General features: G+C 73.7%; 13 protein-coding genes and 1 pseudogene. 8 read left to right on the top strand and 6 right to left on the bottom strand.

Translation table 11 applies throughout. The features are described 5' to 3' along the window. Positions 1-197: 197 nt before the first annotated feature. Complete coding sequence (locus ACOBQU_RS18125) at positions 198-1,175, bottom strand: MBL fold metallo-hydrolase (RefSeq protein WP_423628255.1); 978 nt, start codon at positions 1,173-1,175, stop codon at positions 198-200. 485 nt (positions 1,176-1,660) lie between these two features. On the opposite strand from ACOBQU_RS18125, the gene ACOBQU_RS18130 reads away from it, so the two are divergent. Then, positions 1,661-2,647 (top strand): LuxR C-terminal-related transcriptional regulator, encoded by a 987-nt coding sequence (locus ACOBQU_RS18130; protein ID WP_423628257.1) that lies wholly within the window; start codon positions 1,661-1,663, stop codon positions 2,645-2,647. 609 nt (positions 2,648-3,256) lie between these two features. On the opposite strand, the gene ACOBQU_RS18135 is transcribed toward ACOBQU_RS18130, so the two are convergent. From ACOBQU_RS18135 to dnaK, 5 genes and pseudogenes are all read right to left on the bottom strand, one after another. Beyond that, a complete protein-coding gene (locus ACOBQU_RS18135) occupies positions 3,257-3,796 on the bottom strand; it encodes a hypothetical protein (RefSeq protein ID WP_423628259.1) in 540 nt (179 codons plus the stop codon). A 210-nt stretch (positions 3,797-4,006) separates the two neighbouring features. Next, positions 4,007-4,462 carry a heat shock protein transcriptional repressor HspR gene (locus ACOBQU_RS18140; RefSeq protein WP_423628261.1) on the bottom strand — a complete coding sequence of 152 codons (456 nt, stop codon included), beginning with the start codon at positions 4,460-4,462 and terminating at the stop codon, positions 4,007-4,009. A gap of 4 nt (positions 4,463-4,466) precedes the next feature. Further along, positions 4,467-5,654 (bottom strand): molecular chaperone DnaJ, encoded by a 1,188-nt coding sequence (dnaJ, locus tag ACOBQU_RS18145; RefSeq protein WP_423628263.1) that lies wholly within the window; start codon positions 5,652-5,654, stop codon positions 4,467-4,469. A 117-nt stretch (positions 5,655-5,771) separates the two neighbouring features. Beyond that, entirely contained in the window at positions 5,772-6,491 is a 720-nt protein-coding gene (gene grpE / locus ACOBQU_RS18150; RefSeq protein WP_423628265.1) for a nucleotide exchange factor GrpE, read from the bottom strand. Beyond that, positions 6,491-8,355: pseudogene (dnaK, locus tag ACOBQU_RS18155) on the bottom strand (molecular chaperone DnaK). The gene grpE and the pseudogene dnaK overlap by 1 nt, the downstream one beginning before the upstream one ends. A 512-nt stretch (positions 8,356-8,867) precedes the next feature. Between dnaK and ACOBQU_RS18160 the strand changes: the two are divergent. From ACOBQU_RS18160 to ACOBQU_RS18190, 7 genes are all read left to right on the top strand, one after another. Next, positions 8,868-11,135 (top strand): (Fe-S)-binding protein, encoded by a 2,268-nt coding sequence (locus ACOBQU_RS18160; protein WP_423628267.1) that lies wholly within the window; start codon positions 8,868-8,870, stop codon positions 11,133-11,135. A gap of 231 nt (positions 11,136-11,366) precedes the next feature. Beyond that, positions 11,367-12,677 (top strand): FG-GAP repeat domain-containing protein, encoded by a 1,311-nt coding sequence (locus ACOBQU_RS18165; RefSeq protein ID WP_423628269.1) that lies wholly within the window; start codon positions 11,367-11,369, stop codon positions 12,675-12,677. Beyond that, complete coding sequence (locus tag ACOBQU_RS18170) at positions 12,674-14,119, top strand: FG-GAP repeat domain-containing protein (protein WP_423628271.1); 1,446 nt, start codon at positions 12,674-12,676, stop codon at positions 14,117-14,119. The genes ACOBQU_RS18165 and ACOBQU_RS18170 overlap by 4 nt, the downstream gene beginning before the upstream one ends. 212 nt (positions 14,120-14,331) lie before the next feature. Next, the gene (locus ACOBQU_RS18175; protein WP_423628273.1) at positions 14,332-15,732 is read left to right on the top strand and encodes an FG-GAP repeat protein; all 1,401 of its coding nucleotides are present in this window, start codon (positions 14,332-14,334) and stop codon (positions 15,730-15,732) included. A gap of 58 nt (positions 15,733-15,790) precedes the next feature. Further along, on the top strand, positions 15,791-17,227 hold the full coding sequence (locus tag ACOBQU_RS18180; protein ID WP_423628275.1) for an FG-GAP and VCBS repeat-containing protein: 1,437 nt from the start codon (positions 15,791-15,793) through the stop codon (positions 17,225-17,227). 187 nt (positions 17,228-17,414) lie between these two features. Further along, entirely contained in the window at positions 17,415-17,921 is a 507-nt protein-coding gene (locus ACOBQU_RS18185; RefSeq protein WP_423628277.1) for a nucleotide triphosphate diphosphatase NUDT15, read from the top strand. Further along, positions 17,918-18,550 (top strand): HAD family hydrolase, encoded by a 633-nt coding sequence (locus ACOBQU_RS18190; protein WP_423628279.1) that lies wholly within the window; start codon positions 17,918-17,920, stop codon positions 18,548-18,550. Before ACOBQU_RS18185 ends, ACOBQU_RS18190 begins: the two co-directional genes overlap by 4 nt. Positions 18,551-18,599 lie beyond the last annotated feature (49 nt).

Consider the following 18,599-nt stretch of genomic DNA (forward strand, 5'->3'; position numbering starts at 1 on the left):
CGCGGGGTAAGGGCACGTCGGCGTACGGGTGTCCGACGTACCGCCGCCGCTGGCCCGCCATGCCGCGCGCGGCCTCCCGCAGCGCGCGCAGGCGCGGGTGGCGCGGCCAGGCGCGCGCGAGGTGTTCGGCGAGCAGCTCCACGGTGACCTCGTGCCGGGCGTCGGCCGTGCCCGGGCGGCTGACGTACGCCATCGGGCTAGCCGCCGGTGGCGGCGTGCCGCCGGTCGTAGGCCCAGCGCGCGGCGTGGCTCGCGAGGGCCGCCATGTCGGGGGCGGCGCCGGTCGCGGCGAGGTGGTGGTACTCGACGAACGTCACCATGACGACCCGTTCCGGCGCCCCGAGGTGCGGGTGGAAGCCGTCCGCGAGGATGGCATCGGCGGCCTCGTAGGGGCCCTGGCCGCGCGCGTGCCGCTCGTGGATCAGGCCCTCCAGCTCCCGCAGGTAGGCGATGTGGGCGCGCAGCCCTTCGGGGCCGATGACGCCGCCGTGCCCGGGGACGATCCGGTCGGCGTCCAGGGCGAGCACGTCCTCGCAGGCCCGCGCCACCTCGGCGAGCGGGCCCTCCCAGTGCACGGGGTGGTCCTCGGGGAAGACGATGTCACCCGCCATCACCACGCCCTGCCCGGGCAGGTGCGCGACCAGGTCACCGGCGGTGTGCGCGGGCCCCACCTCGATCAGCCGCAGCTCGACGCCGCCGACCTTCAGGTCGTACGAGCCGCTGAAGGTGAGCGTGGGCGGCACGACCCGGGTGTCGGCGTACTCGTAGGAGCCGAAGCGCTCGCGCGCGTACCAGCCGATGGGGTCGTCGGGGTCGCTGACGTGCACCAGGTGGTGCATCTGCTGCGGGGTGATCTCGTGGCAGTGGCGCTCCAGGCTGGCCTGCGTGGAGACGATCTCGGCGCCGGGGAAGAAGGAGTTGCCGTAGCAGTGGTCGCCGTTGGCGTGGGTGTTGACCACCGTGGTCACCTCGGTGCCCGGGGGCAGCACGCGGTCGGCCGCCGCGATCAGGGCGCGGGTCATGCGCGGGTCGTAGGGCGTGTCGACGAGCGCGGCCTCGCCGCCCGAGGCGACGAGCAGGCAGTTGGCGAGGCCCCAGGCCCCGGCGGCGCCGCTCGGCGCCCACAGGTACAGGCCGTCGGGGGACAGGACGGTGAGGTCCGCGGGAAGCTCCATAGCGGTATCTTCCGTGGCGGTCACGGGGTGTTGGCCTGTGGTGAACGCCACAGGGGTGGGCGCGGGGCGGGGCGGCGTCGCCCGCCGTGGCGCGGGCGGCCTCCGGTGGGGCGCCCAAGGCCACTGGTACGGCGGGCAGTTGACGGTGCGTCGCGTCCGACGTGCGGCTGCCCCGCGCGTCGGCCCCGTACGGCCCGGCGGCGAATAGTAGCGATATTTTCCCACCCGATCCGGGGAGCCGCGGCGGCCACAATGGAACGCTGGGCGACGCCCGGCACGTCGACGGGGCCGTACGGCGAACGGCGCCCGCGGGGCGGGCGGTCGGCGGTCGGCCGGGCAGCCCGTCGTATGCCCAGCCGCGCGGGCTCGGCCGGGCAGGGCAGCAGGTGCGGGACGGAGCGGCACGGGAGTCTGGGGCTCCCGGCGGTCCGGGCCGCTTCGAGGGCGCGGGCCTGGAGGGCCCGGGCGAGGTGACTGGTGGTGGCGTGGAGCACGTGGCGCATGAGGCCGGAGACCTGTGTACCGCTGGTCAGGAGGTGTACGGGCAGGCCCTGCGGGCGGGGCGGATCCACCGCCAGGCCGCGGCCGCCGCGCCCTGTCTGACCGAGGCGGGCCTGCTGTGCGCGGACCCCGAGGGCGGCACCGGCGGCCCCTGGCTGCGGCCCACCGCCCCGGCGGTCGGCGCCGCCCGGCTCCTGGAGGACATCGAGCGGGGCATCGCCCTGCGGCGCAGCCGCGCGGCCCGGCTCGCCGACGCCTTCGAGCCGTTCCTGCACCTGGCGCCCGAGGACCGCCCCGACCTCGCGGCCTCGCAGATCACGGTGCTCCAGGGCGTGCCCCGCATCCGGCAGGCCGTGCGGCAGGCGCTGGCCGCCGCCTCCCGCGAGGTCCTCGCCATCCAGCCGCGCGACCCCGGCCAGCCCCGGCTGCTGCCGCACGACGAGCCCTGGCGCATGGCCGAGTTCGCCGCCCGCGGCGGCCACATCCGCACGCTCGCCCGGCCGCGGTCCGAGGGCGCCGCGCCGCCCGGCCCCGCCGCCTCGGGCAGCGGACTCCCCGTCGAGTACGAGGTCCGCACCCTCGACGACATCCCCGGCTGCCTGCTGGTCTTCGACCGCGACGTCGCGCTCCTGCCCGCCGAGTCGGGCGGCGAGGTCGCCTTCGAGGTCCGCTCCCCCGCCCTGGTCACCTACGCGGCGACCGCCTTCGACGTGCTGTGGCGCATGGCCGACCCGCTGTACCGGCCCGCGCCGCCGCGCCCCCCGGCGCAGGCGTTCACGCCCATCCAGCGGGAGATCGCGAAGCTGCTCACCGAGGGGTTCAGCGACGCGGAGGTCGCCGGGCGCCTGGAGCTGAACGTGCGCACCGTCCGTGTGCACATCGCAAAGCTCAACTCCACCCTGGGCGGTCAGAGCCGGGCCCAACTCGGGTTCCTCATCGGCCGGTCGGGAATCCTGGAGCAGAGCCCCTAGAGGAGGCCCGGCTCTCCGAGCGGGGCCGTGCGACCCGGACATCCCGCGCCACGGTGACTGAAACCGACCGGTTCCGCCCGAAGACCAGGGGAACTTGACCGGCGGCACATGATCAAACATCCGGAATTAACCGGCTTTGCCCCCGCCTCCGCCCCTTGCACCGCAACAAGATGACGGTAGCGGAGCGTGGGCGGCGCGTTGCATCGTGGTCGAGGCAGCGGGGAACGGATCGGTTCCCATCCGGTACTGGAGCCGGACCGGTTCCCGCGTCCATGTGGCTCTGTTGTGGTCTCCCCCCGCAGAGTCGCGCTTCCCAAGGTCGCCCCGGCCTGACCGCGCCCCGTGGTCGGGCCGGGGCGCTCAGGGTCAGGGGCCTCGGGCCCCCGGGGGACGTGGGGGTCCCGGAGGGGTTCGGGGCTCCGTCCTGCCGTCGTCACACACGGGCCGTGGCCGTCACGGCCGCGCACGGACCGCCGGGCACGGACCGCCGGGCGCCGCCGCGCGGGGGCGCCAGCCGTCACCACCGCGCACGGGCCCGGGCACCACCACCGCGCACGGGCCCGGGCACCACCATCACGCACGGGCCCCGGGGGCCGCCGCGTCCGGCTCTCAGGCGTCGGCCCCGTCGCCGATCCACCGCCGCAGCAGCCTCTCCCGCTCCTCGCGGCGCGGGCTGCCGCCCTCGTGGGCGCGGCCCCACTGCGCCATCGCCGACAGCGTGGTGTGCAGGGTGGCGGCGCCCTCGGTGAGCCGGGTCAGCAGCGCGCGGGACAGGTCGTACTCCCGCTGCGAGTAGCCGGTCGCCGCCGCCGTGTACGCCGTCAGTTCGTACTCCTCGTCGGCGGTCTGGACGCACACCGTCATCGACGGCGCCTCGTCGCCGCCGCCGAGGCCCACCGTCAGCGCCAGGTCCACCACCATGCCGACCTGCCGCTTCAGGGACTTCACGGGCACGTCCTCGACGGTCAGCGCCCGTATGTCGTCCCACAGCCACAGGCCCTGCTGCTGGTGCCCGAGCCCCGTGACGCCCTCGGTGGTCAGCCGCACCCCGGGCGCCAGACCGGAGGGCTTGGCACCCACGTACACATCGCCCTCGGCGATCCAGAACAGCCCCACCATGGCCATGGAGATCCAGCTTTCCCGCGACACGAGCCGACGTACACCGCCGTACACCGGCGTACACCCGGCAGACAGCCTGCCAACCAGCCTGCCAACTATAGGAGCGCCACGAGCCGCCTCCCGTTCCAGCGGGGGCGGCGGCCACGGACCCGGGCACACGACGGGGCCGGGCGGTGCGGCGCACGGACGTTCTCCGTGCGCCGCACCACCCGGCCCCCACGCGCCCTGCGCGCCCGCGCGCTACTGCTCCGGCGACCGCTTGGGCCGCCACACCACCAGCGCGCTGGTCTGCTGCACGTCCTGGTACGGGACGAGGTCGCGGCGGTACGAGGCGTGCACCGCCGCCTCACGTTGCTGCATCGCGGCGGCGGCTCCCTCCACGGCCGCGGACAGCTCCGCGACGCGGGCCTGGAGCGCCGCGACCTGGTTCTCCAGCTCGATGATGCGCTTGATCCCGGCGAGGTTGATGCCCTCCTCCTGGGAGAGCTGCTGGACCGTGCGGAGCAGTTCGATGTCCCGGGCGGAGTACCGGCGGCCCCGGCCCGCGGTGCGGTCCGGGGAGACCAGGCCCAGGCGGTCGTACTGCCTGAGGGTCTGCGGGTGGAGACCGGAGAGCTGGGCCGCCACCGAGATGACGTACACCGGGGTCTCGTCCGTCAGTTGATACGGGTTGCGTCGGCGGCCGTCCCGCTCCATGAGGTCACGCTCCCTTCGCGGCCTTGAACAGTTCTGCCCGCGGATCGGTGTCCGCAGTCGCCTTCCGGTACGCCTCCAGGGCTTCCTGCGCCGCGGGCGTGAGATTCTTCGGCACCGTGACCTCGACGGTGACCAGCAGGTCGCCGGGTGTGCCGTCCTTGCGGGCGGGGCCCTTGCCGCGGACCCGCATGGTGCGGCCGTTGGGCGTGCCCGGCGGCAGCTTGAGGGTCACGGGCGTCCCGCCGAGCGTGGGCACCCTGACCTCGCCGCCGAGCGCGGCCTCCGCGAACGTCACCGGGACCGTGACCGTGAGGTTCTCGCCCCTGCGGCCGAAGACCGGGTGCGCGTCCACGTGCACCACCACATACAGGTCACCGGCGGGGCCGCCGCGCTCGCCCGGGGCGCCCTTGCCACGCAGCCGGATGCGCTGGCCGTCGCTGACGCCCGCGGGGATGCGCACCTGCATCGTCCGCGACGACTTGGCGCGGCCGCTGCCGTGGCACACCTCGCAGGGCGTCTCCGCGATCAGGCCGCGGCCCTTGCAGTCCACGCACGGGTCGGTGAGGGAGAAGCCCCCGCCGCCGCCCCGCGAGACCTGGCCGGTGCCGACGCAGGTCGGGCACACGCGCGGCGTGCCGTTCTTGTCGCCGGTGCCCGAGCACGCCTTGCAGGGGGCCTGGGAGGACATGCGCAACGGGACCGTCGCGCCCTCCACCGCCTCCGTGAAGCTCAGCGTGACCTCGGACTCGACGTCCTGGCCGCGGCGCGGCTGCGTGCGCGTGCCCGCGCCCGCTCCGCCGCGGTTGAACAGGCCCCCGAAGACGTCACCCAGGCCGCCGCCGAAGCCGCCGCCGCCCGCTCCCCCGCCACCGGGGCCGCCGCCTCCGAAGAGGTCGCCCAGGTCGAAGTTGAACGTGCCGCCGCCCGCTCCGGGTCCGGCCCTGAAGCCGCCGTTGCCGAAGAGAGCGCGCGCTTCGTCGTACTCCTTGCGCTTCTTCGGGTCGCCGAGCACGTCGTTCGCCTCGGAGATCTCCTTGAAGCGCTCCTCGGCCTTCGCGTTGCCCTTGTTGGCGTCCGGGTGGTTCTCGCGGGCGAGCTTCCGGTACGCCTTCTTGATCTCGGCTTCGGTGGCGTCCTTGGGGACGCCGAGGACCTTGTAGTAGTCCTTCTCGATGAAGTCCTTGGTGCTCATCCCCGACGTCCCTCCTTCCTCGTTGTCCTCGTGGTCCTCGTGGTCCTCGTCACGCGGTCAGCGCCGACCCCGGCCGCGGCCTCGCGGCCGGAGTCGGGATCGGCGCCGCCGCCGGCGTCAGCCCTCGTCCGGGCCACCGCTCTCCTTGTCCTTGGCGTCCTTGACGTCCTTGGCGTCCTTGGCGTCGTCCTTCTCGGACGGAGCCTGCTCGCCCTCGGCCGACTCGGACTTCACCGTCTGCGCGCCGGGCTGCGGCTCGGCGACCGCGACGCGCGCGGGACGCACGACACGCTCCCCGATGCGATACCCCGGCTGGAGAATCGCGACGCACGTCGTCTCCGTGACGTCCGGAGCGTAACTGTGCATCAGGGCCTCGTGGATCGTCGGGTCGAAGGGCTCGCCCTCCTTGCCGAACTGCTGGAGGCCCATCTTGGCGACGACGGTCTCCAGGGACTCGGCCACCGACTTGAAGCCGCCGACCAGCTCCCCGTGGTCACGGGCACGGCCGATGTCGTCGAGGGTGGGAAGCAGCTCCGTGAGGAGGTTCGCCGAGGCGATCTCCTTCACCGTCACCTTGTCCCGCTCCACCCGGCGGCGGTAGTTCTGGTACTCGGCCTGGAGCCGCTGGAGGTCGGCCGTGCGCTCGCTGAGCGCCTTCTGTGCCTGGTCCAGCTGAGCCGTCAGGCCCGCTTCGCGCGTTGCGTCCCCGGCCGGGGCCGCCGCGCCCTCCTTCGCGGAGGACTCGGCGGCCTTCGGCGCCGCTTCGTCAGGGGTGGCGCCGGAGGGGACGTCAGGCTGCTCGGCGTCCCCGCCGAAGCCCTGGGTCTCCTCCGTCATCAGGCAGCGCCGCCCTTCGCGTCACCGGGCTTCTCGTCGTCGACGATCTCGGCGTCCACGACGTCGTCGGCACCGTCAGCGGCCTGGGACTGCCCGGCGCCCGGGGCGCCCTCGGCACCCTGCGGGGCGCCCTGCGCGTCGGCGTACATCGCCTGGCCGAGCTTCTGGGAGACGGCGGCGACCTTCTCCGTGGCCGTGCGGATCTCCGCCGGGTCGTCGCCCTTGAGCTTCTCCTTCAGCTCGGCGACGGCCGTCTCGACCTCGGTCTTGACGTCGCCGGGGACCTTGTCCTCGTTGTCCTTGAGGAACTTCTCCGTCTGGTAGACCAGCTGCTCGCCCTGGTTGCGGGACTCGGCGGCCTCGCGGCGCTTGTGGTCCTCGTCCGCGTACTTCTCGGCCTCCTCGCGCATGCGGTCGACCTCTTCCTTCGGGAGCGAGGAGCCGCCGGTGACGGTCATCTTCTGCTCCTTGCCCGTGCCGAGGTCCTTCGCGGTCACGTGCATGATGCCGTTGGCGTCGATGTCGAAGGAGACCTCGATCTGCGGGACGCCGCGGGGGGCCGGGGCAGGCCGGTCAGCTCGAACATGCCGAGCTTCTTGTTGTACGCCGCGATCTCGCGCTCGCCCTGGTAGACCTGGATCTGCACCGACGGCTGGTTGTCCTCGGCCGTGGTGAAGATCTCCGAGCGCTTCGTCGGGATCGTGGTGTTGCGCTCGATGAGCTTGGTCATGATGCCGCCCTTGGTCTCGATGCCGAGGGACAGTGGGGTGACGTCGAGCAGCAGGACGTCCTTGACCTCGCCCTTGAGGACACCGGCCTGGAGCGAGGCGCCGATGGCGACGACCTCGTCCGGGTTGACGCCCTTGTTGGCCTCCTTGCCGCCGGTCAGCTCCTTGACCAGCTCGGCGACGGCGGGCATGCGGGTCGAGCCGCCGACGAGGACGACGTGGTCGATCTCGGAGAGCTGGATGCCCGCGTCCTTGATGACGTTGTGGAACGGCGTCTTGCAGCGCTCCAGGAGGTCGGACGTGAGCTGCTGGAACTGGGCGCGCGTGAGCTTCTCGTCCAGGTGCAGCGGGCCCTCGGCGGAGGCCGTGATGTACGGCAGGTTGATCGTCGTCTCCGTGGAGGACGACAGCTCGATCTTCGCCTTCTCGGCGGCCTCACGGAGGCGCTGCAGCGCCATCTTGTCCTTGGACAGGTCCACGCCGTGGCCGTTGGCGAACTGCTTGACCAGGTAGTCGACGACGCGCTGGTCCCAGTCGTCGCCACCGAGGTGGTTGTCGCCGTTGGTGGCCTTCACCTCGACGACGCCGTCGCCGATCTCAAGCAGCGAGACGTCGAAGGTGCCGCCGCCGAGGTCGAAGACGAGAATGGTCTGGTCGTCCTTGTCGAGGCCGTAGGCCAGGGCGGCGGCCGTGGGCTCGTTGACGATGCGCAGGACGTTCAGGCCCGCGATCTCACCGGCCTCCTTGGTGGCCTGGCGCTCGGAGTCGTTGAAGTACGCGGGCACGGTGATGACCGCGTCCGTGACCTTCTCGCCCAGGTACGCCTCGGCGTCGCGCTTCAGCTTCTGGAGGATGAAGGCGGAGATCTGCTGCGGGTTGAAGTTCTTGTCGTCGATGTCGACCTTCCAGTCAGTGCCCATGTGGCGCTTGACCGACCGGATGGTCCTGTCGACGTTGGTGACCGCCTGGCGCTTGGCGACCTCGCCGACCAGCACCTCGCCGTTCTTCGCGAAGGCGACGACGGACGGCGTGGTCCTGGCGCCCTCTGCGTTGGTGATGACGGTGGGCTCACCGCCCTCCAGGACGCTGACGACGGAGTTAGTCGTGCCCAGGTCGATGCCGACCGCACGTGCCATTTCGATTCCTCCAGATGACTACTTGAGTGGAACTGACTCAAGGATGCCTCACGGGTTCCCCCGAGTCAACAGACCTGAGCCTGCCCGACTCAACTCTTATCCCCCGCTTACACGCAACCCCTCGCGGGACGCCCCAGACCCGCCCCTTCTCCGAAACCAGGGGCTGCCGCCCCTGGCACCCCGCCTTCATCGCCGCTCCGCGGCTCGCCCTCAAGCGCCGGGCGGGCTGAACACCTGCCGCATCCACGGAATCCGGCCCGGCCCGCAGCCCTCCAGCCCGTCCGGCGTTCGAGGACGAGGCCGAAGGCCGATCGACGGAGGTGCCAGGGGGCCGAGCCCCATGGTTTCGGGAAGGGGCGGGTCAGGGGCGCCCCCGCGAGGGCAGGGCGACGCAGATCACCGCCCCAGTGGCTACAGTGCGACTGCAGACGTGGGTAGTCTCAGACGGACTAGATAAGTTACCGCTTAGTAATGGCTGAGACCGCCCACCCGCAGGCCCGAGGAGCCCCGAAATGCAACTCGCCGCGATCATCGTGTCGCTGGTCCTCATCGCAGTCGGCGTCGCCCTGTTCGGCCGCGCCACCCTCCAGATCTTCCGCTTCGTGATGCTCGGCCAGCCGGTCCCCGCCGGTACGCGGACGAACGACCCGGTGCTGCGCACGCTCACGGTGGCCCGGGAGTTCCTCGGCCACACCCGGATGAACCGCTGGGGCATCGTCGGCGTCGCGCACTGGTTCGTCGCGGTGGGCTTCTTCTCGCTGCTCCTGACGATCGTGAACGCCGTCGGCCAGCTCTTCGAGGCCGACTGGCTGCTGCCGGTCATCGGCGACTGGGTGGTCTGGGAGCTGTGGGTCGAGATCCTCGGCATGCTCACCGTCGTCGGCATCGTGACCCTGATCGTCATCCGCCAGCTCAACCGCCCCGACCGGCCGGGCCGCAAGTCCCGCTTCGCGGGCTCCATCACCTGGCAGGCGTACTTCGTCGAGGCGGTCATCCTGATCGTCGGCGTCTCGATCATGACGCTGCGCGCCCTGGAGGGCGCCCTGCACGGCGTCGACCACTACGAGGCCGGGTACCTCTTCTCGTACCCCTTGGTCGCGGCCTTCGACGGCCTGGACGTCACCACGCTCCAGAACCTCACGTACTTCTTCGCCATGCTGAAGATCGCGACCTCCTTCATCTGGATGATCACGATCTCGCTCAACACCAACATGGGCGTGGCCTGGCACCGCTTCCTCGGCTTCCCGAACATCTGGTTCAAGCGGAACGCCGATGGCTCCACCGCGCTCGGCGCGCTGCTCCCGATGACCTCCGGCGGCAAGGAGATCGACTGGGAGGACCCGGACGAGGACACCGTCTTCGGCGTCAGCCAGGTCGAGCAGTTCTCCTGGAAGGGCATCCTCGACTTCTCCACCTGCACCGAGTGCGGCCGCTGCCAGTCGCAGTGCCCCGCGTGGAACACGGGCAAGCCGCTCTCCCCGAAGCTGCTCATCATGTCCCTCCGGGACCACGCGCACGCCAAGGCCCCGTACCTGCTCGCCGGTGGCGGCAAGTCCATGGAGGGCGAGGAGAAGGCCACCGAGGAGCAGCTGAAGGACGTCCCGGCGGCGGCCCTCGCGGAGGCCGAGCGCCCGCTGATCGGCACCCTCGAAGAGAACGGCGTCATCGACCCCGACGTTCTGTGGTCCTGCACCACCTGCGGCGCCTGCGTCGAGCAGTGCCCCGTGGACATCGAGCACATCGACCACATCGTCGACATGCGCCGCTACCAGGTGATGATCGAGTCCGCGTTCCCGTCCGAGGCGGGCACGATGCTCAAGAACCTGGAGAAGAAGGGCAACCCCTGGGGCCTGGCCAAGAAGCAGCGCCTGGAGTGGACGAAGGAAGTCGACTTCGAGGTGCCGGTCGTCGGCAAGGACATCGAGGACCTCACCGAGGTCGACTACCTGTACTGGGTCGGCTGCGCGGGCGCCCTGGAGGACCGGGCCAAGAAGACCACCAAGGCCTTCGCGGAGCTGCTGCACATGGCGGGCGTCAGCTTCGCCATCATGGGCGGCGACGAGAAGTGCACCGGTGACTCCGCCCGCCGCCTCGGCAACGAGCCGCTGTTCCAGCAGCTGGGCGCCGAGAACGTGGCCACGCTGAACATGGCCTTCGGCGAGGACGACGACGACCCGGAGACCAAGAAGCCCAAGTCCGCCAAGAAGATCGTCGCCACCTGCCCGCACTGCCTCAACACCCTCGGCAACGAGTACCCGCAGCTCGGCGGCGACTACGAGGTCATCCACCACACCCAGCTGCTCCAGCACCTCATCGACGAGGGCAAGCTGATCCCGGTCACGCCGGTCGAGGGCCTGATCACCTACCACGACCCGTGCTACCTGGGCCGCCACAACAAGATCTACACGCCGCCGCGAGAGATCATGGACAAGGTCCCGGGCCTGCGCCAGCAGGAGATGCACCGCCACAAGGAGCGCGGCTTCTGCTGCGGCGCCGGTGGCGCGCGGATGTGGATGGAGGAGCGCATCGGCAAGCGCATCAACACCGAGCGGGTCGACGAGGCGCTCAGCCTCAACCCGGACATCGTGTCCACCGCCTGCCCGTTCTGCCTGGTGATGCTGACCGACTCCGTGAACGGCAAGAAGAACGACGGCCAGGCCAAGGAGTCGCTCCAGGTCGTGGACGTCGCGCAGCTGCTGCTCGACTCCGTCAAGACGCCGGTCGACCCGGCGGGCGAGGCCGAGTCGGAGAGCGAGCCGGAGCCCGAGCCGGTGAAGTAGCCATCCGGCACGCGTAGCCGTCCGGCGCGCGTAGCCGTCCGGCGCGCGTAGCCATCCGGCACGTGTAGCCGTCCGGCGCGCGGGGCCCGTACGAGACGGGCGCCTGGGGCCGGTTCCGCCGCCCGGCGGGACCGGCCCCTCGTCGTTCGCGTGCGCGTTCGTGTAAACCTGTGGTGCTCATGACGAGTGTGGTGGGCGTGGCGGGCGCGGTGGCTTAGGGGTGGGTGGGGCATGAGGAGATCCGGGACACGACTGCTGGCCGTCGCCGTCGGCGGCGCCCTCGTGCTCGGGGGCTGCGGCGGAGGCGACGAGTCCCACGCCCGCCCCAAGGGCTCCGGGTCCGCGGTCGAGGGCGCCCCGCTCCAGCCCGTACCGCGCGGCAAGGGCAGCGACGCACCCGACGACTTCAACGGCGACGGCGCCCGCGACCTCGTCCTCGACTACCTGGCCCACCGGGGGCAGGGCGACGACCCCGGCATCGCCGTCGTCCACGGCGGCGGACGCGGGCCCGTGCCCGGGGCGCGCCAGGTGCTCGGCGCCCGCGCCAACGGAGCCAGGACGCGGGGCGAGCTGCCCGCCGCGTTCGAGTCCGAGGCGTCCTGCGACCTGGACGGCGACGGGTTCACCGACCTCGTGGTGTCGACGGACCCGCCGTACGACGGACAGGGGCGGCCGCCCGTGCCGCTCCAGGTCCTGTTCGGCTCGCCGAAGGGGCTCACCGGCACGGCGGTCCCCCTGAAGGTGCCCGCGCGGGCGCGGCTCGGCAACGACTGGCCCGACCAGCCGGTGTGCGGCGACTTCGACGGGGACGGCGCCCGCGACCTGGTGCTGCACGCGTCCGGCGCCCATTTGAGCTTCCTGCGCGGCCCCTTCACCCGCACTGGCGCCCCGCGCGCCGCGGGCCCGCCCCTCACCGCGCCCGGCAACGCCCCGACCGGTCCGGCGCTCGACGTGAACCGCGACGGCTACGACGACCTGGTGGTCCGCGAGTCGACCGGCGCGTCCAAGGCGGCGCTGGTGCTCGGCGGCCCCCAGGGCCCGAACCGGACCGGTGTGCTGTTCCCGAAGAGCACGGGCGTCGCCTTCGGCCGGTTCGGCGGCGCCGCCAGGGAGCTGGACGCGGCGCTCCCCGGCCCGCGCGGCATCGCCCTGCGCTACGACGTGCCGGGCACCGCCCGCGCGACGCTCCCCGGCAGGGGCGCGACCGTGCACGCGGGCGACCTCGACGGCGACGGCCGCGGCGACCTCGTGGTCAGCGGCACCGCCCCCGGCGAGGTGCGGGTCCACCGGGGCCGCGCCGCCGGGTTCGCCCGCACCGCGACGGCCACCCTGGAGCCCGCCGCCCAGGGCACGGCCCGGGTCGTGGCCGTCGCCGACCTCGACGGGGACCGGCGCGCCGACGTGGTCGTCCGCACCGACCAGGGGCGGGGCCGGGACACCGTGGCGGTGTACCGGGGGCTCAGGGGCGGCGCCCTGGTGGAGCGCGCGCCGCGGCTCACCTTCACCACGGCGGGCTTCGCCCCCACGGGCGGTGACCGGTGAGGCGGCTGCGCGGCCTGGCCGCCGCCCTGGGCTGCGCGGCGGCCCTGCTCACCGGCTGCACCGGCGGCGACGGCACCGCCGAGACCGACCGGGAGCCGCCGCGCGCGCGGCCCCCGGCGGGCAAGCCGTCCGCGCACCCGGCGCCGGGCGACTTCAACGGCGACGGGTACGAGGACTACGCCGCGCCGCTCGCCACCCGCGCCGACGGCGGCGCGAAGGGCGGCGGCGCGAAGGGCGGCGGCCGCGTCACGAACACCCTGGTGATCGTCTACGGCTCGCGCACCGGCCCGCGCCCCCAGTGGACGGTGCGGGTGCCCCTGGGCGCCACCGACCACCGCGCGCCGCTCCGCGCCGACCTGGACGGCGACGGCTTCACCGACCTGATCGGCAACCGCGGCGACGCCCGGGACCCGGGCGCGTACCTGATGCGCGGCGGCCCCCGCGGCCTGTCCGCGCCGCGCCGCCTGCACCTGCCGCCGGGCTTCCGGCCGCTCGCCGCCGGGGACTTCGACGGCGACGGCTCCACGGACCTGCTCGACGGCGGCCGGGGCGGCAGCGGCGACCCCAACGCCGAGCCCGGCACGACGGCGCTCGGGACGGTCGCCTACGGGCCCTACGACCGCGCGTACGGAGGGCTGCCGCGCTCCTCCAAGGGCCTCGACCTCGGCCAGCACGGCTACGCCAGCCCCCGCCAGGCCGTCACCGGCGACTTCGACGCGGACGGCCGCACGGACGCCGTGTTCCTGTACGGGTACGACGCCGAGGAGGACGAGTCGGCACCGCCGGACCTGACACCGGTCGCGTACTACCGGGGCACTCCGGGCGGTCTGGAGCGCGCCCAGGCCCCCGAGCACCGGCTCCGCCAGGCGCTGGCCACGGCCGACGGACCGCGCGGCGCCACCGCCGCCGACGTGGACGGCGACGGCGTCACGGACGTCGTGGCCAGCGGCGAGGTCGGCATCACCGGCGGCAAGGTCACCGTGGTCCACGGCGCGCGGGCCGGGCTCGGCGCGGGGCGCCCGGACCAGGTCGTCCAGGGCCGGGGCACCACCTGGGGCCTGGGCCCGCTGGCCGGTGACGTGACCGGCGACGGCCGCGTGGACCTGGTGGTGGGGCGGCCCGGGTTCCGGCTGGTCGACCCCGACAGGGTGCTGCTCCTGGCGGGCGGTCGGCGCGGCCTCGCGGCGGCGCCCACGCGGACGGTCAGCGGGGCGGACGCCGGGCTTCCGGGCGCGGCGAAGCCGTTCGACTTCACGGCGGCCGACCTGCTGGACGCCGACGGGGACGGCCACGACGACGTGCTGGTGTTCTCGGAGCGGTGGAACGGCTCCCAGGGCGCGTTCATCGTGCTGCGCGGCGGCGCGGACGGCATCGACGCGCGCCGCACCTGGCACGTCACGCCCCGGGACCTGGGTGTCCGCCTTGCCCCACGACAGCCGTAGTCGGGCTTGCCCCACGACAGCCGTAGTCGGGCTTGTCCCACGACAGCCGTAGTCGGACTTGCCCCATAACGGCCGTAGTCGGGGGCAGTTGACCGTTCACCTTCCGGCCACCCCACGGCCGCCCCGGCACAACCTTCCGCGCGCCTGACCGGTCGTACCCCGGGAAAGTGCCCTCACTCTCCGAAGTGCCACCCCACTCTCCGGGAGCCCCTGTGCGTCTCAGAAACCTGGCCGTCGCGACGACCGTCGCCGCGCTCGCCGCCACCGGTCTTTCCCTGCCGTTCGCCACCGCGGCGGCGGCCGCGCCCGCCGCGCTGAAGGACGACTTCAACGGCGACGGCTACCGCGACCTGGCCATCGGCACGCCCGGCGCGAACGCGGTCACGGTGACGTACGGCTCCGCGAACGGCCTGGACCCGGCGCGCTCGGCGACCGTCACGCAGAGCACCCGCGGCGTGCCCGGCACCACCGAACCGGAGGACGAGTTCGGCGAGAGCGTCACCAGCGGCGACGTCAACCGCGACGGCTACGCGGACCTGATCGTCGGCGCCCCCGGCGAGCGCACCACCGGCAGGCCCAGCGGCACCGTCACCGTCGTCTGGGGCGGCAAGAACGGCTTCAAGACCGGCGGCATCACCGGCCACGCCCCCGAGAACACCAAGGGCCGCTTCGGCGAGGCCGCCGTCTTCACCGACCTCGACTACGACGGCAGCCCCCAGCTCGCCGTGATCAGCGGCGACAACTGGTACTACTACGCCGACGGCGAGCCCACCGGCCGCGCCTTCGGCCTCGAAGTCGACTTCCTGCCCGACGGCGTACGCCTGGACGGCATGGAGACCGGCAGCTTCCTGCGCAAGGACGGCGTCGGCTTCGTCCTGTACGGCGAGCGCGCCGACGGCAGCCCCTACACGGCGCACATGAACGGCGGCGTGGGCGACTACGGCTACGGCGCCATCGACCTCGGCGAGGACGACGAGACCACCGTCACCCGCGACGCGGCCGCCGTCGGCGACCTGAACGGCGACGGCTACACCGACCTCGTCACCGGCAACGCCACCGAGGACTACACCGGCGGCTCCTTCGCCGTGCGCTACGGCGGCGAGGGCAAGTTCAGCGCCCCGGTCGTATACGACCAGGACAGCGCGCGCGTGCCGGGCGCCGCCGAGCCGGGCGACCGCTTCGGCGCCGCCCTCAGCGTCGGCGACGTCACGGGCGACGGCAAGGCGGACCTCGCCGTGGGCGCCCCCGGCGAGAACGTCGACGGCATCCCGGGCACCGGCAGCGTCGTCCTGCTGCCGGGCGCGGCGCGCGGCTTCGCCCAGGGCCGGGCCTGGCACCAGCAGACGCCGGGCGTGCCCGGCGTCGCCGAGGCCGGTGACCGCTTCGGCTCGTCCCTGCGCCTGAAAGACATCAACAAGAACGGCAAGGCGGACCTGGCCGTCGCCGCCAGCGGCGAGGACATCGGCAGCGGGCCGTCCGGCGCGGACGCGGGCGCGGTGTGGTCGCTGCGCGGCTCCGCGGCGGGCCTGACCACGTCGAAGGCCACCTCGTTCAACGGCTCGGACTTCGGGATCGGCGGCGCGGGCCGCCACTTCGGCGAGACCCTGCGCTGATCCCCCGTCACTTCCCTTGGAGCCCCGCGCTCCAGTCACTCACGCCCGGGAGTACCACGTGCGCGACAAGACCCTCTCCGCCGCCGTGCTGTGCGCGGCGGCCGCGCTCGGCGCCGCGGCCCTGACCGCGCCGACCGCGCTCGCCGCCGAGCCCGCGCCGAAGCCGAGGACCGACTTCAACGGCGACGGCTACGCGGACCTCGCCGTCGGCGTGCCCGGCGCCACCGTCGGCGGCAAGGCGGGCGCGGGCTACGTCAACGTTGTCTGGGGCGGCGCCAACGGCCTCGGCAAGCACGGCTCGACGACCGTCAGCCAGGCCAGCGCCCACGTGCCCGGCACCGCCGAGAAGGGCGACGGCTTCGGTCAGGCCGTGGCGACCGCCGACCTGAACGGCGACGGCAGGACCGACATCGTCGTCGGCACCCCCCACGAGGACGGCGACGCGGGCGCGGACGCGGGCACCCTCACCGTCCTGTGGGGCGCGGCGTCCGGCATCAAGGGCGGCTCCACGGCCGCCAACGGCACCTACGCCTACCAGCGCGTCGGCGGCCTGCTCACCGTCGGCGACTACGACGGGGACGGCGACCAGGACGTCGCGCTCAGCACCGCGAACGACGAGAGCGCCGCCGTGATGGTGCGCCCCGGCCCGTTCGGGCCCGGCGCGCCGTCCGGCCTCACCCGCGTCGCCAGCTGGCACTTCGGCGGCCCGCGCGCGCTGACCTCCGGCGACTTCGACGGCGACGGGCGCGCCGACCTCGCCGTGTCGTTCAAGGGCACGGAGATCGCGGGCGTCTCCGTCTTCGGCCCCGACGGCGGCGAGTGGAAGAAGAAGTGGGGCACGTCCGACTGGGCGGGCGCGCTGGCCGCGGGCGACTTCGACGGCGACGGCACCCAGGACCTGGCCCTCGGCCAGGTGCAGCCCAACCCGGAGGCGGAGCCCGGCGACACGTACTGCCAGGAGCGCCTGGGCGGCGCCGTCGCCACCGTGTTCGGCAGGCCCGGCACGACGCTGGGCGGCCCGGTGTCCTGCACCACGCAGGACTCGCCGCGGGTCGGCGGCACCGCCGAGGCCGCCGACGACTTCGGCGCCGCCCTGGCCGCGGGCAACCTCGACCGCGACGGCATCGACGAGCTGGTCGTCGGCGCCCCCTCGGAGGCCGTGGGCACCGCCAGGGACGCGGGCTCGTACTGGGTCCTCGCCGCCACCGGCACCGGCGGCCACCTCGTCGGCCCGGCCCGCGGCCAGAACTCCGCGGGCGTGCCCGGCACGGCGGAGGCGGGCGACCGCTTCGGCGCGGCGGTGGCCGTCGGCGACCACAACGGCGACGGCTACCCCGACACGGCCGTCGGCGCGCCCGGCGAGGACGCCTCGAAGGGCGGCGTCTGGTACGGGGCGACACCGAAGGAGGGCCCCAACCCGCCGCAGGTCTCCGTGACCCCGGGCAGGCTCGGCCTGTCGGGCGCCCGGCAGTACGGGCTCGTACTGGGTCACTGACCCCCACGACGAGGCCGCGTCGGCGGGGCCCTTCCCCCGCCGACGCGGCCTCTCCACGCCCTGCGGGAACCGCACGTGACATCATGATCCGCGGCATCGGCACGGCGCCGGTCCACACCCTCGGTACGGCGATGATCCACGGCCACGACGCGGCGGCCCCGGCGCCGCGGGAACGGGAGACACCGCGGTGACATCCACCCACCCCCCGACGCGCCCCCACCCCGTCGTCGGCGTCGGCGCGGTCCTGCTGCGCGCGGACGGCGCCGTGCTCATCGGCCACCGCGCCAAGCGGGGCGAGCCGCCGACCTGGTGCCTGCCCGGCGGGCACGTGGAGGCGGGCGAGACCTTCGAGGCCGCCGCCGTACGGGAGATCGCCGAGGAGAGCGGCATCGACGCGGTCGCCGCCCCGGAGGTGTTCGCGTTCGCCCTCCAGACCGGCGGCGACCGCACACACCTGGGCGACCGCACACACCTGGGCGACCGCACGCACCTGACCGCGGGCGTCCTGGTGCGGGCGACCGCCCCCGACCCCGTGGCCGCGCTCACCGAGCCGGACGTCTTCGACCGCTGGGCCTGGGTACGGCCCGAGGAGCTGCCCGCCCCGCTGTTCCCGGCGAGCGGCGCGCTGCTCGCCGCCTGGCGGGGCGAGCCCGCGCCCGCGGGCTGGACCCTCTACCCGGGGGCGGCCCGGTGACCCGCCTGCACGTCTTCGACATGGACGGCACCCTGCTGCGCGGCACCAGCGCCAGCCTGGAACTCGCCCGCCACCTCGGCTGCCTGCCCGAACTGACCGCCCTGGAAGCGGAGTTCATCGCGGGCACCGTGGACACGTACGGCTTCGCGGACCGGGTGTGCGCGCTGTGGGGCGCGCTGACACCCGAGATCGCGGCGGACGCCTTCGCCCGCGCGCCCTGGATCGGCGGCCTCCCGGAAGTCCTGGCCGACATCGCCGCCCGCGGCGAGCGCTCCGCCGTCATCACCATGTCCCCCGACTTCTTCGCCGACGGGCTGCGCGCCCTGGGCGCCGACGACGTCATCGCGTCCCGCTTCCCGCCGCTGCCGCTGCGCACCACGCCCGACCCGGCGGGCATCCTCACGCCCGCGGACAAGGTCACCGCCGTGGACCGCCTCCTCGCGGCCCACGGCCTGACCCGCGACGCCTGCGTGGCCTACGGCGACTCCCACTCGGACGTCCCCCTCTTCCGCGCACTCCACCACACCGTCGCGGTCAACGCGGGCCAGACCCTCAAGTCCCTGGCCCGCCACCAGTACGACGGCGACGACCTGTGGACGGCGTACGAGACAGCCACGCGCAGGGCATAAAGCCCGTCCGGCGCTTGAGGACGAGCGCGCAGCGCGACAATCAAGCCCG

The sequence above is a fragment of the Streptomyces sp. G45 genome (genome assembly GCF_049542095.1).
In the GTDB taxonomy this organism is placed as follows: Bacteria; Actinomycetota; Actinomycetes; order Streptomycetales; family Streptomycetaceae; genus Streptomyces.